Origin of the sequence: Paenibacillus ginsengarvi, from assembly GCF_003626695.1 — a bacterium.
GTDB lineage: Bacteria > Bacillota > Bacilli > Paenibacillales > NBRC-103111 > Paenibacillus_AB > Paenibacillus_AB ginsengarvi.
The window spans coordinates 142697-156755 of sequence record NZ_RBAH01000006.1; the positions used below are offsets into that span (position 1 = coordinate 142697).

The 14059-nt window shown below is 53.1% G+C and carries 9 protein-coding genes; all 9 read left to right on the forward strand.

The window, feature by feature from the left end:
* The first annotated feature begins 305 nt into the window (after positions 1–305).
* The 9 genes from D7M11_RS10455 (at position 306) to D7M11_RS10495 (ending at position 14024) form a co-directional block, all read left to right on the forward strand.
* Positions 306–1361 (forward strand): alpha/beta hydrolase family protein, encoded by a 1056-nt coding sequence (locus D7M11_RS10455; RefSeq protein ID WP_120747148.1) that lies wholly within the window; start codon positions 306–308, stop codon positions 1359–1361.
* 331 nt (positions 1362–1692) lie between these two features.
* Entirely contained in the window at positions 1693–3000 is a 1308-nt protein-coding gene (locus D7M11_RS10460; RefSeq protein WP_120747149.1) for an ABC transporter substrate-binding protein, read from the forward strand.
* Positions 3001–3154: 154 nt separating this feature from the next.
* Positions 3155–4546: an extracellular solute-binding protein gene (locus D7M11_RS10465; RefSeq protein WP_120747150.1), complete on the forward strand. Its 1392-nt coding sequence runs from the start codon at positions 3155–3157 to the stop codon at positions 4544–4546.
* Positions 4547–4595: 49 nt separating this feature from the next.
* The gene (locus D7M11_RS10470; protein ID WP_120747151.1) at positions 4596–7043 is read left to right on the forward strand and encodes a carbohydrate binding domain-containing protein; all 2448 of its coding nucleotides are present in this window, start codon (positions 4596–4598) and stop codon (positions 7041–7043) included.
* Positions 7044–7288: 245 nt separating this feature from the next.
* A complete protein-coding gene (locus D7M11_RS10475; protein ID WP_120747152.1) occupies positions 7289–8827 on the forward strand; it encodes an ABC transporter substrate-binding protein in 1539 nt (512 codons plus the stop codon).
* Between the two features lie 38 nt (positions 8828–8865).
* Positions 8866–9807 (forward strand): ABC transporter permease, encoded by a 942-nt coding sequence (locus D7M11_RS10480; protein WP_120747153.1) that lies wholly within the window; start codon positions 8866–8868, stop codon positions 9805–9807.
* Between the two features lie 17 nt (positions 9808–9824).
* A complete protein-coding gene (locus tag D7M11_RS10485; RefSeq protein ID WP_120747154.1) occupies positions 9825–10712 on the forward strand; it encodes a carbohydrate ABC transporter permease in 888 nt (295 codons plus the stop codon).
* A 91-nt stretch (positions 10713–10803) separates the two neighbouring features.
* A complete protein-coding gene (locus D7M11_RS10490; RefSeq protein WP_120747155.1) occupies positions 10804–12471 on the forward strand; it encodes a sensor histidine kinase in 1668 nt (555 codons plus the stop codon).
* On the forward strand, positions 12468–14024 hold the full coding sequence (locus D7M11_RS10495; RefSeq protein WP_120747156.1) for a response regulator transcription factor: 1557 nt from the start codon (positions 12468–12470) through the stop codon (positions 14022–14024). The genes D7M11_RS10490 and D7M11_RS10495 overlap by 4 nt, the downstream gene beginning before the upstream one ends.
* Positions 14025–14059 lie beyond the last annotated feature (35 nt).

Here is a 14059-nt window from a genome sequence, read left to right on the forward strand (position 1 = left end):
TTGTAACTGAACGGAAAGCGGTTACAAGGCAATATACTATATTATAAAAAATACGCTGTGAAATTGGTGTGAAGAAAACGACACAATTCGTGAGGAAACCGGCAATAACGTGCTGAATCCTATGAATTCTGTGTAAATCCCCGTGTAATTCCCGGAAAACACTGCTGCGCCTCCGTTTTCCGTCATCCGGAAGGGCGGATTCGGCGGACGGGTGAAATTCATGTGAAGATTCCGGCTATTGTATACGCGGGGGAGTACAAGTTGTGTATGATAAAGGAAAAAACAGGTATTATGGAGGGACAAAGATGCCGTACGAACAATATGAAGACAGCATCCGGCTCAGCAAGCACGCGAAAACGAAAGAAAGCCAGTTTTCGCCATATTGCGATCTAATCTACTACGAGTCGACTCGTACGCCGGGGGTCATGCTGGCCGCCCGCATCGTGAAACCTGCCAAGCCCTCTTATATTGTCGCTGGCACTCACGGCTGGCATATGAGCATCCCCAAGTTCCAGCATATGGAGCAGCCGGTAGAAGGAAACGACTATTTGCGGGTCGATGTCGATATGCGGGGACGCAGCTTCTCCGAAGGCGCTCCCGACTGCAACGGCTGGGAGCTGTACGACGTGATCGACGCGATCGAGTACGCTAAGAAAGCCTATGCGCAGTACATCCTCGATCCCGATATCGTCTACTTCGAAGCGGGAAGCGGGGGCGGCGGCAACGCGATGGCGATCGTGGGCAAGTTCCCCGACTATTTTGCCGCCTGCACCGCTCTATGCGGCATCTCCGATTACGCGCTCTGGTACGAGCATGACGACATCGGCGAATTCCGTGACGAGATGGACGTATGGATCGGACCGAGTCCGGATGCCGATCCGATGGCGTATCGTGCGCGCAGCGGGCTGGAGCTGCTGGGCAATTTGCAGACGCCGATCTATCTCGCCCACGGGGAAACGGATATCCGCGTGCCTTCCGTCCATTCGCGAAATTTCGTCCGCAAGGCGGCGGAGACGGGGAAGGGCGGGCTCGTTCGCTATTACGAACTACCCGGAGTTGGCACCCGCGATCATTGGGGGCTTGCGACGGAAGAGATGATGGAACGGGTCAGACGCGAAAGCGAGAACAATAGGCTCGAGCACCGTGCGTGCGTGCGCATTCCCGAGAAAGGCGCTTTAACGGTCGGCGGTTATTTGTTTACGAAGCATTTTTCGATAGTAATCGATTCCTTAAATATTGTGGCTACTCTGAACTATGACTTGAACTCGGGTACGTTCGAGCTGGTTTGCGAGAAGCCGTGCAGCTATACGCTGACGGTCGGCGGGGAGTCGTTCGAGCGGACCGCGATAGTGCGTTCGTAATGGTCGGTCGCGGCAGCGTTCAGACTTGAAGAGAAAAAGCAAATCCTATTGGAAGATCCTACTCGTAACCGAGCAGGATCTTTTTTTTGTCTAAAATTCAAGGGCGTTGACAAATGCACCGACTCCAATTCATAATTGTGTAAACCAGATACAAACCAATATTAAAAACGAGTTCAGAATTGGCGGAATTTAGTAATACTTTTTATATTGAATAATATCTGGTTTGTTATGGTGAAGCTTGCAGGAAGGGGTGGAAGCTGTGAAGCGACGGGAACGGCATCAGGAAGGCGGATCAAACGGCAGCAGCTAACGACAAGGAGGGGACACCAGGATGTCAGGGAAATCGATCAAATGGATTGCGGCAGCAGTTGGGATGGCAGCATTGACCGCTTGCTCAAGCGGCGGCAAGTCGCCGGACAAGGGAGCGCAGGAAGCCGCGAAGCCGCCTGAGCCGTATATGATGAAGGTGTATGCGGCAGGGGTTCAGGAGGCGGAATTCAACTCGCGGTACCGCAGTGCGCTGGAAAGCAAATTTCCTTATATTACGTTCCAGTTTATGGCGAATGGAAAAGGCGCCTCTATTCAAGAGCTTGTCGCCGCAGGCGAAGTTCCGGATCTGATTCGGACGGACACGCCGACGCTGAAGGCCGGCTATCTCGATTTAAAGCTCGGGTACGACATGCGGGATGTGGTCAAAGCGAACAAATACGATCTGAAGCGGTTTAATCCTTCCTTCATTCAGGAAATCCAGGATATGGCGCCGGACGGACAGCTGTACGGACTTCCTGTGCCGCCGTTTTTCCCGGTAGTTCTCTACTACAACAAAGACTTGTTCAATAAATTCGGCGTCGCCTATCCGAAAGACGGCATGTCGTATGACGAGGTCTACGAATTGGCTAAAAAGCTGAGCACGACCGACGGTGGAGTCACATACCGCGGGTTTAGCAGCGATCTTCGCAATACGATTCGCGACAACCAGCTTTCCCTGCCCATGCTTGACCCGGCAAAGGACGGGGTAGGGGAAATGGAGAAGTGGAAATCGATTTTTAATAATCTGGTCCGCTTCTATCAAATTCCGAACAATACGATCGCCGACAACTCCGGTCTCGAATTGGGCGCGTTTGCCAAAGGGAATGTGGCGATGCAGGTCGCTAGTCTAAGCATCTACAGCAATTTGCCGCCAGAGATAGATTGGGATGTCGTGTCCGTTCCGATGATGGCCGGAGCGCCGCAGAAGATGGGGCAGCGCGCCCCTGCGTACTGGTCGATTTCCGCAACAAGCAAACATAAGGAAGATGCTTTTAAGGTTATTATGGAAATGCTGTCGGACGAAAACCAGATGAAAGATTCGCGAAACGGATTTACGACGACGCTGGTGAATGAAGAAATCCGCAAAAACTTGGGGAAAGATCACGCGGTATTCAGCAAAAAACATATGGACGCCATCTACTTCTATGATGTTGCGCCTCCTGCGCCCAAGCGAAAGCCAGGTCTTGCCGATGTTCCCGGGCGTACGCAGGAAGCTGCCATGTTCGCCTCCTTTATTGAGTACGCGCAGGGCAATTCGGATGTCAACACCGCGCTCCGCAAAGCGGAGGAAACGCTGCAGAAGGCGCTCGCGGAGGAGAAGAGCAAATAACCGGTTGCAAGGATGGTTTGTTTGGCCGGACGGTATCAACGTTGACAAGGAAACGAGGCTCCGATACTATATCGTTAGTTGAAAATCTGATTCGCATCTGGTTTGCGAGAGTTGGGGCAAGCCGTCCCATGATGCAGAATGGCGAGGATATACGATGGACCCCAAACATAGCCGTGCAACGTTTCGTTCCCGTCTGGACGAACTCGTGTCTACACTGCGCGATGACATCCTATCCGGCAAACGACCGGCAGGAGAGTTTCTTCCGTCGGAGAAAAGGTTTGCCGAGCAGTACAATTTGAGCAATCAATCGGTCCGCAAAGGGCTGGATATTTTAGCCGCTGAAAAATTGATCGAAAGAATTCCGCGTGTCGGCAATCGGGTACTCGGCCTTCCGGAGCACAACCGGGTAACCGTTAAGCTCGGGTATCATCTCTCGATTATGGCCGAAGCGAAGTTGGAACAGCTGCTCGCGCAATTCGAGCAGCAGCACCCTCATATCCGGGTCCAGCTCGTTCCGATGCCAGTAACGGATTTTCACGTTTTGCAGCCGTATATGGATAACGGGTTGGTGGACGTTATTACCTTGAGCCATAACAATTTTCGCGAGTTTGCGGACCGCGACCATCTGGAAACGTTGGAGCCGCTGCCGTCTAACGACGACACATATCCGTTTTTGGCAAAGCCGTTTATCGTTCGCAAGAAGCTGCTCGTTCAGCCGTTTCTGTTCTCGCCGGTTATTCTGACCTATAACCGGGATCATTTTCGGGAACAAAACATCCCGGAGCCGGACAGCAGCTGGACATGGCAAGATTTGTTCGCGGCCGCTGCCAAACTGACGATCCCGGACGAACGGATCGGTTTCTACTATCCGTTTCTGTCTCCGAATCGTTGGCCATTGCTGTTTTTGCAGCACGACAGCAAGTTTCGGCGCGATGGGGACGGGCGTGCCAGGCTGGACGACAGCGTTCTTGAAGCGTTCCGGTTCGGTAAGGAACTGCGGAAGCAGTTTCCGTTTTTGTCGATGACGAGCAGCTACGGGGAAACGGAGAAATTGTTTGTGCAAGGTAAAGTATCGATGGTGATTAACAGTTATTTCCACCTGAACTTATTCCCGCAAGGGCAGCTTGACTACGATATTGCATCGGTGCCGCATTTCGGCGATCCGCGGACGCTGCTGCTTTGTGTCGGACTTGCCGTGAACCGGTACTCCCCGGTTAAGGAGGCTGCGCTGAGGCTCGTCCAATTTTTGAGCAGCCCGCAGACACAGCTTGCGATTCGGCAAAAAACGTTGTCGCTACCAAGCTCGCGGTCGGCTGCGGAATGGAATGGGGAGGATATGCGCGCCCGTCCGTCGCGGTTTACGCTGTTTCGCGAAATCATTCCTTCCTACCGGCTGTTTACCGATCTGGACGTAACGGAGATGGAACTGAAAGCGATTGCCCACGAGGCCAAGCTGTTCTGGTTCGAGCTGCAAACCGAAGAGGAGCTGCGCGCGGCACTGGGGCGCCTGCTGTCCCGATCGGACATTCCTGCGATAGGCGAGTAGAGCGGCGCTTTACTTGCTTGTCGCCAAACTCGATATGGAGGTAGGACTTATGAAGAGAAAGAAGTGGATCTCCTTATGGTTGGCCCTTGCCTTGATGCTTTGTTCTTTTCCTGCCGCCGTTTTTGCAAGCGATATGGTGTTCGAGAATGCCGACTTTGAGAACGGCTTGACCGGATGGACGGACCGATTCGGCAGCGGAGGCATCATGTCCAGCGCGGAGTACCGTTATTCCGGCACGCGCAGCGTCAAGATTGCCGACACAAGCACGACGAGCCAATATGGTCTGGAAAGCAACAAGCAACCCGCTACGGCGGGAACAACTTACCTTGTTTATGCAAAGGCTTACATTTTGAGTGGCAGCGCCAACTTGTACATTCGCTTCTGGGATAGCGCAGACCAGGTTATCGATTCTAAGTTCACCAGCAGTTCTACGCCGAACCAATGGCTCACCATGAAGACAGTCATGAAGGCGCCTGCGAATACCGCTTATGTTACCGCGCTCCTTTATTCCAACAAAACGAACACCGGCACCGTATATTGGGACGATGCCGCCATTACGAAGCAGTTTACGAATCTTGGCGCGCAGGTCATGGCTGCAGTGCCAAGCGGAGGGACATTTGGCATCGGCCCGAACCAGCATATGCTGTATTCTGCGATAAGCGGAGGAACGGGCTATGACGCGCGGATGGCCGCCATCGACACCGATACGGAAACGTTCGAGCTGATTGGCATGGGTGGAGCGGCCGGAGCCTGGTCGGCTGCCACGGCGACGAGCGGGGACGTCTTCTTTGGCTCCTACAACAACGGCGCACTGTTCCGGTATACGCCTGGCGGAACGAGTGTTACCAATCTGGGGACTCCCGTCGCCGGGCTTAGCAATATTTTCGCGTTGACTTCGGGCCAAGGAGGCCAGGTATACGGAGGCGGCTTCGCCGACGCCAAAGCTTTCGTGTACGATCCGACAACAGGTTCTTCTGAAATAACCCCGCCTATAGAGACGGCCGAGGACTATGTGCGCAGCATCGCCTATGACGCCGCCCGCAATGTTACCTACCTCGGCATCGGCGCCCATGCCAAGCTGATTCGTTACGACAACAGCACTGGCGCCCGAGAGAACATTTTGCCTACGGCCTATTCCTCTGAAGAATTTGTTTACAGTATGGACTATGTGGGCGGCAAGTTGTTCGCCCGGCTGTCGCCCAGCAGCAAGCTGCTCGTGCTGGATGTCCAGCAAAATGCTAGCGGGGCGGTGACGGTCACGGAGGATGCGGTTATTGAAGGCGTCGGTTCGCTCTCGGTCTCGCCGGTACTGGGCGGCAAAGTATACTTCACAAAAGCAGGCGAGCTTTACGCGTACGACCTTGCTGCCAAAACCAATGTTTCCACCGGCTTCTCGGCGGGAACACTCACGAGGATCGGGCTCGTGCAGCTCGCGGATCAAACGAACTATCCCGGAATGTCCGTAGTTGGAGTAGGGCAATACCAGGGCAACACGCGGCTCATCAAATATAACCCGCAGACTGGAAGTAACAAGAAAACGATTCTCAGCGTGCCTGAGCTGCCGCAAAATCTGACCGTCATCGGGACAGGACCTGATGGCAATGTGTATTCGGCAGGTTTTCTCGGCGGTGGCCTCGGGATGTACAAGCCATTCCTCGGCGATGCGAATGATGAAGCTCCGGATACGATCTACCGGGGAATCGGTCAGGCTGAGAGTATCCAGAACCTGAACGGTAACATGTATATTGGCGTATATCCAAGCTCAAAGGTTTATCGCTACGATCCGAGCCAGCCTTACAGCAGCGGCGTCAACCCGGTACAGCTGTTCTCGCTTGATAACGACCATCAGGATCGGCCGGTAGCGATGGCGGCGGGAGGCCAATATTTGTTCGTCGGCACCGTTCCCGGCTACGGACATCTGGGGGGCGCGCTAACGATTTACGATACAGCGGGCGGCGGTGCGCCGGTCGTACTGCGCAACATCGTGCCGGATCAAAGCGTCACAGCTCTTACTTACAAGAATGGCAAAGTGTACGGCGGCAGCTCGGTCCGTCCCGGAAATGGCGCTGTGGCCACGCAAACGGAAGCTAAGCTGTTCGTGTACGATACGGCCAGCGCGACAACCGCCACAGTCAGCCTGCCGGTCAGCAATCTCACCGCGATCACCAAGCTGATCGTCGGCCCGGACGGCAACGTGTGGGGAATGGCGGAAGGGTATTTGTTCATCTATAGCGTCACTACCGACTCGTTTACCTACTTCGAGCAAAAATTCACAGACGTTTCTTATCCAGCCGGTGCATGGGAGGACGCTTCCTTGCTGCTGGCCAAAGACGGGAATGTTTACGGCACGATTCGCAACAAATACTTGTTCAGAATCGATCCTGCAACCAAAGCCATAACCAGACTCGTCACCAATGGGGCTAACGGAATAGCGGAAGACGATTACGGGAATATATATTACTATTATACCAGCCAGTTGAAGCGCTACGCGTTCTAGCGAAAGTGAAGCAGCGGAGGCCGCAAAGGCAGCAGGTCTGGAAGAAGTGAGAAAGGGGCGCTAACGGCGCCCCTTCAGACTGTCGGGAGAGCCTCGGCAGTCTATTTTGTTTATCGCGGCACCGCTTCAGCGTCCATGTTCGGCAACATGTCATTTTTCTGATGGGAGAAGACATTATTTTTACAGAAAAGCGCTCGCCTTATTTGTTAAGATAGGTCACAGGTTCATTTAAGGAGGGTCACAACATGAAAAGAGTAATGTCCGCCGTACTGGTTGCGGTAATGGGCGGCGCGCTTGTTGCAGGCTGCGGCAGCGCGGATAACAAAGGGGCCGGCGGCAGTCAGGCGTCAACCGGAACAGAAGCAGCAGCGGGCGATTTGCGCGAGAAGGATCTTGTCAAGCTCGATGTCGTCATGATGAGCACGAACAAAGACGACAAAGAAGAAGTTACGAAAGCGATTAACGAAATCACAAGAAAAAAGCTGAACGTTGAAGTAAACCTCACGTTCATCGCTTTCGGCAACTACGTTCAGCAAACGACGATGATGCTGTCGTCCGGCAAAGGCGTCGACCTGCTGCCGATTTATATGACGCCGCTTGCTACGATGGCGAACAACGGGCAAATTCTTCCGCTGACGAAGCTGCTCGATAAATACGGCAAAGACCTCGTGAAAGCGATCGGGCCCGAGTATATTGAAAGCGGTCGCATCGGCGACGATATTTACGGCATTACGACAGGCCGCGATCTCGCCAAAGCATACGGCTTTGAAATGAGAAAAGACCTTGCGGACAAATACAAGATCGACTACAAGAACATCAAAACGCTGGATCAGCTGGAAGAAGCGCTGACGACGATCCGCAAGAACGAGCCGAACGTCATCCCGGTCGTCCCTTCCAACGGCGAACTGGTGCGCAACTGGGGCTGGGATACGCTGGGCGACGACATGACCAACCTGGGCGTGTTGATGGATTTCGGCAAAGAGCTGAAAGTCGTCAACCTGTACGAAACGGAATTTTACAAAGAATTTATTACACGCATGAACAGATGGTATAAGAACGGGCTCATCATGAAGGACGCGATCAATAACACCGAAAACGCGGGCACGATGATGAAAGCGGGCAACGCCTTCGGCGGATTCGTCAACCTGAAGCCGGGCTTCGACGTTCAGGAAACTAGAAATTACGGAACGGAAATCGTCGTATCGGAAATCGTTCCGGCCTATAAAACGACCTCCGACGTGCAAATGGCAACATGGGCGATCAGCAACGGCACCAAAAATCCGGACGCGGCGATGAAGCTGCTGAACTTGATGTACACCGATCCGGAATTGGTCAATCTGATGATCTACGGTATCAAGGACAAGCACTATGTGGAAGTAGGCAGCGCGGCGAACGGTCAGAAAATCATCGACTATTCGAAAGGACTCGACGGCTCCAATACCGGCTACAGGCCGAGCAGCGGCTGGCTGTGGCCGAACCAGACGATCGGTCACGTATGGAACGGCAACCCGGCCAACTATTGGGAAGTGCAAACCGAGTTTAACAAAACCGCGCGTCCTTCGGCCGCATACGGCTTCACGTTCGATTCGCGCCGTGTTCGCAATCAAATGACGGCGACGTCGAACGTCGTGGCGAAATACCATAAAGCGTTGATGAACGGCATGCTTGATCCGGCCACGACACTGCCGGTATTCCAGAAGGAACTGAAGGCTGCGGGCATCGACGACATTATCGCCGCCAAGCAAACCCAGCTTGACAAATGGGCTGCGGCAAAAAAGAAGTAAACGGAACGCCTCTTGAGCGATAAGGAAGGTGAACGTCAATGAGCGTTGCGTTAAAGGCGGACAGACCGAAGCGCAAGATGAACCACAAGCGTTTTATCCCCATGTACCTGATGATGCTTCCGGGCCTGCTCTATTTGCTGATCAACAACTACATCCCGATGGGCGGCATTATTATCGCCTTCAAGCACGTCAACTGGAACAAAGGCATCCTGGCGAGTCCGTTCGCAGGCTTCAGCAATTTCGAATACCTGTTCAAAACGAAGGAAGCCTGGATCATTACCCGTAACACGATTGCGTATAACATAGTTTTTATCATTCTGGGGACGGTCCTTGCCGTTGCAGTGGCCATCCTCCTGAATGAAATTCGCTCGAAGTTCTGGAAGAAGCTCTATCAGACGATCGTGCTGCTGCCGTATTTGATCTCCATGGTCATTGTAAGCTATCTGGTATTCGCCATGCTCAGCTCCGAGTACGGGTTTGTCAACCACAGCATTATGGAGCCGCTCGGATTCGGCGATAGGAGCTGGTACACCGAGCCCAATTATTGGCCGTACATTTTGACTATCGTGCATATTTGGAAAACGTTCGGCTATAGCTGCATCATCTACTATGCGACACTGGTCGGGATCGACCGCGGGTATTACGAAGCGGCCGTCATCGACGGAGCGAACCGCTGGCAGCAGATCGTTCACATTACGCTGCCGGGACTCAAGGCGACAATGATCACGTTAGTCCTGCTGGCGATCGGCACAATTTTTTATTCCGACTTCGGCTTGTTCTACCAGGTTCCGATGGATTCCGGTCCGCTGTACGATGTCACCAACACGATCGATACCTATGTGTACCGCGGCCTGATCAAGCTGAACGACATAGGCATGTCCTCTGCGGCAGGCTTGTACCAATCTTTGGTCGGTTTTATCCTGGTGTTTATCGCCAACCGGATTGTCGTCAAGTACAGCAAAGAGAACGCCCTATTCTAAGTAAAGGAGAGCCGGCAATGGTCGAGAGTGGAAAAGCGTTTCCGATACTGGCGAATGTCGTGATGTTCGCTTTGATGATTTTCTGCTTGTTCCCGTTTGCGCTGCTGGTCGTTTCCTCCTTTACGGACGAGGGCACGCTCATTCGCAACGGATACTCGCTGTTCCCGGAGAAATTCGGCACGGACAGCTACGCTTACATGTTCAAGAAAATGGAGACGATCGCGAGAGCCTACTCCATTACGATTTTCGTATCGGTGGTCGGCACGGTGAGCAGCATGATTCTGACGACGCTGCTTGCCTATCCGTTATCCAGAAGAGATTTGCCGCACCGGGGGAAATTCGCCTTTTTCGTCTTCTTCACGATGCTGTTTAACGGCGGCCTTGTTCCCACCTACATTATGTGGACCCGGTACTTGAATATCGACAATACGATCTGGGCCCTGATCGTACCGGCATTGCTGCTCAACGCATTCTATGTCATAATGATGCGTACGTATTTCATGACGAGCATCCCGGACGAAGTGATCGAGGCCGGGCGAATCGATGGCGCAGGCGAGTTCCGCATCCTGTTCAGCGTCGTTCTCCCGATGTCGCTGCCGATGGTAGCCACCTTGTCCCTGCTGATCGGCTTGAACTACTGGAACGACTGGCGAAACGGTCTGTATTACTTGACGGACCCGAGCCTGTTCAGCGTGCAAAATATGCTCAATACGATGCTTCAGGACGTTCGCTTCCTGGCCAGCGGCGCAGCCGGCAGCAATGCCAGCGAAATCGCGGCCAATATGCCAAGCGTCGGCATCAAGATGGCGATTGCCGTCGTCGGCGCCTTGCCGATCATGATTATTTACCCGTTTTTCCAGAAATACTTTGTAAAAGGGATTACCGTTGGAGCAGTCAAAGGTTAACCATAAGCGCCAGCACAGGGAAACTCGTTCTCTGTGGTGGCTTTTTCCTATCATTCGGAGCCCGCTCTCCCCCTGAGGCTTGGTGATCGCCATGAAAAGAAGGAAGATCAGCGTTTCCTTCAAAATGAACGTATTTCGCAACCTGCTGCTCATTACGCTGCCGCTGATCGGCTTGCTGTCTGCCTATAACATCTACTCCTACTACACGTTCAACGCCAAGTTCGTGGAATCCAATCAACAATCCCTTGCGCTCTACGCGCGGAACATGCAGATCGACTTGAATACGCTGGATACGTTTCTGACGCATCTCGTCATCAATAACGATAACTTCCGCTTGCTGAACGCCCCGGTCTCTCCCTTGCAGGCGCATCTTGCTTCGCACGAGATCATGATCCAGCTCACGGCGGCGCTGAATTCCTATAAGGCGGCGGACGCCTTTTTTATATACAGTACGATGAACGGGACGTATCGCGATATTTTTGCCGAAGGGTATTCGTATGAAGGGAAAGAAGCGATCCGCAGTTTAATGCGGGAGCTCGCCGAATCGCGCAAAAACTTTTACTACGGCGGCTGGGTCACGTACGAGGTGCAAGGCAAGTCTTATTTATTCCGGCTGCTTGGCAAAGATGGAACGTATGCGGCCGTCATGGTCGACTTTGCTCATATGTACACGCTGGACCTGGTGCATGAAGGCGTGGAGGTTGTTTATGCTACACAAGATCGGGTGGCGCTAACGAATCGGCAATTTGTTGTGGAACAGCGGTTATGGACCAACGATCACTATACGGTGGTCGGCGCTCCGATCGCCAATAGTGAAATTCAGTTGATATTTGCCGTGCCCAAGCCGGGCGTGTTCAAAGGCGGATTCGCGATCCTGTTCACCTTGTCGCTGGCAACCGTCTTGCTCGTTCTGATCCGGCTCGTCTTGCTGAACCGCTCCGTGCTAATGCCGTGGCAGCGGCTCGTGCTCCGTATCGGCAAAGGCTTTGGACCGCAGCAACTGGAGGACTACCGGATTGAGGAATTCAGGCAGGTAGACGCGGCCTTCACCCAGATGACGAATGAAATCCAACAGTTGAAAATCGAAGCCTACGAGCAGCAAATCCGGCGGCAGAAAGCGGAGCTTCAGCATTTGCAGCTGCAAATTCGCCCGCATTTTTATCTCAATTGTCTGAAAAGCTTGTACGGCATGGCGCAGCAGCAAAGCTTCGAGCGCATGCAGATGATGATTCTGGCGATCTCCAATCATCTTCGCTACAATTTTAAGGATAATTTGCAGCTCGTTTCGTTTCGCCAAGAGATGGAGCATGTCCAGAATTATATGCACATCCAGCATATCGCCCATCATATTCCGCCACTGTGCGAATGGCAGGTCGACCCGGCGCTGCTCGACTTTCCCTTGCCGCCGCTGTCGATCCAAACCTTCGTCGAGAATAGCGTTAAATATGCGACAAAGCCGCAAGTGCAGCTTCAGATCCGGATCAAGGCCGTTTTGCTGGAAAGCGATGACGGAAACTATGCCGATATTACGATTCAGGATAATGGCAGCGGGTTCGACCCTTCGATTCTGGAGGAGCTGAACTGCGGCGATTCCACCATGTACACGGATATTCATGTCGGCCTCAGCAATTTGCGCCACCGGTTGTCGATGCTGTATGGAGACAAGGCTTGGCTGGCTTTTATGAATCAGGAAGAAGGGGCGGCGGCGGAAATGATTTTGCCGATATTTCCCCGGCAGAAGGAGGGGGATGCCGAATGAACGTTCTGGTTGTGGACGATCAATACGATGTGGTGCAAGGGGTCAAAGCCGGAGTAGACTGGCAGTCGCTGCGAATCGAGCGCGTGTATCACGCCTACAGCGCGGAAGAAGCGAGAACCTTGTTGAAGGAGAAAGACATACATATTTTGCTGTGCGACATCGAAATGCCGATGGAAACCGGGCTGGAGTTATATAAATGGGTACGGGAGGCTTACCCGGCGCTGCAATGCATATTCCTGTCCGCTCATTCCGAATTCGAATACGCCCAGGAGGCGCTGCAGCTCGGCTGCTTCGACTACATTTTGCAGCCGGCCAGCTATGAAACGATCCAGGCGTCGATCGAGCGCGCCATTCATAAAATTCATGCGAACGTACAGCTGCGGCAGCTTTCCGAATACGGCGCCTACTGGCGGGAAAACAAAGCGCATTTGCTGGAAAACTGCGTCCGCAGCTTCCTCGCCGATTCCGGACAGCATCATGAGCAGTTGCTGCGGGATCTGAACAATCTGGACGTCCGCGTAACGCCGCATACCCGGTTTTGCGCTGTACTCATCCAACTGACCAAACCGAGTGACCAGGCGGGCGGAGCTGAACTTACGCAGGAACTGACCCAGCTCACGGAGCCGTACCGGCTGCACTCGCTGCTTGTGCAGCTTGACGGGGTCAATTATTTGGCACTGCTGTACACAGAGAGCGCGTTCAGCGCTCCCGTCGAGCGGATGATGAACCAATTGATCGCGGCGGCGGAGAAGAAGCTGGCTTGTTTTATAGCTTGCTACGTTTCGAATGTAGGGTCCATTTCTATGCTGAAACAGCATTATCAGGCGCTCTGCCAAATGCGTCAGCACAATGTGGCGCTGTACAGCAAAGTGTTCACGATACAGCACATGAATCAGCCGAAAGATAATGCGTACTCGATTCCGGATATGCAGAGCTGGGCAATGCTGATCGCGCACGGCAGCAGTAAAACGGTCCGCGACGACATCCACAGCTACCTGCTGCGCCAGAAGCAGCTTGGCGTCATTACCGCCGAATATCTCGCTCGCTTTCACCAGGACTTCATCCAGATGTTCCTGACGGCAGCCAAGCAGATGAAGCTGGACGCAAGCGATATTTTTTTCGGACGGTATGCTTACGCCGATTATATTCAGTCGTATACTTCGCTAGACAAGATGCTCGATCTGATCAATTTTGTGCTGGACTACGTGGAGGAAGAGACGATGGGCGCGCACCACGCCCAAGACCCTGTCGAACGTGCCATCGCCTATATCAATCAGAACATCGAGAAAAACTGCAGCCGCGCGGAAATCGCCGAAGCGATCTATATTAATCCGGAATATTTGTCGCGCCTGTTCAAGAAGGTCAAGGGGATCTCGCTGAACGATTACATCGCGACGCAGAAAATGGAGATTGCCAAATCGCTGCTTTCGAGCACGAGTATTCCCGTCCATCTGATCGCGTCCAAAGTCGGCTATTCCAACTTTTCCTACTTCTCGCAAGTATTCAAAAAATATTGCGGCCTTGCCCCGCTGGAGTATCGGCAGAAGGGATGACTCATCCATAGATTGACAAAAAGAAAAGAAAGCAT

What these genes read in the sequence shown, in the direction of transcription:
- D7M11_RS10460 (WP_120747149.1), top strand. Translation starts at nt 1,693, where the DNA reads ATGTCAGGGAAATCGATCAAATGGATTGCGGCAGCAGTTGGGATGGCA.
- D7M11_RS10490 (WP_120747155.1), top strand. Translation starts at nt 10,804, where the DNA reads ATGAAAAGAAGGAAGATCAGCGTTTCCTTCAAAATGAACGTATTTCGC.
- D7M11_RS10470 (WP_120747151.1), top strand. Translation starts at nt 4,596, where the DNA reads ATGAAGAGAAAGAAGTGGATCTCCTTATGGTTGGCCCTTGCCTTGATG.
- D7M11_RS10485 (WP_120747154.1), top strand. Translation starts at nt 9,825, where the DNA reads ATGGTCGAGAGTGGAAAAGCGTTTCCGATACTGGCGAATGTCGTGATG.
- D7M11_RS10475 (WP_120747152.1), top strand. Translation starts at nt 7,289, where the DNA reads ATGAAAAGAGTAATGTCCGCCGTACTGGTTGCGGTAATGGGCGGCGCG.
- D7M11_RS10495 (WP_120747156.1), top strand. Translation starts at nt 12,468, where the DNA reads ATGAACGTTCTGGTTGTGGACGATCAATACGATGTGGTGCAAGGGGTC.
- D7M11_RS10480 (WP_120747153.1), top strand. Translation starts at nt 8,866, where the DNA reads ATGAGCGTTGCGTTAAAGGCGGACAGACCGAAGCGCAAGATGAACCAC.
- D7M11_RS10455 (WP_120747148.1), top strand. Translation starts at nt 306, where the DNA reads ATGCCGTACGAACAATATGAAGACAGCATCCGGCTCAGCAAGCACGCG.
- D7M11_RS10465 (WP_120747150.1), top strand. Translation starts at nt 3,155, where the DNA reads ATGGACCCCAAACATAGCCGTGCAACGTTTCGTTCCCGTCTGGACGAA.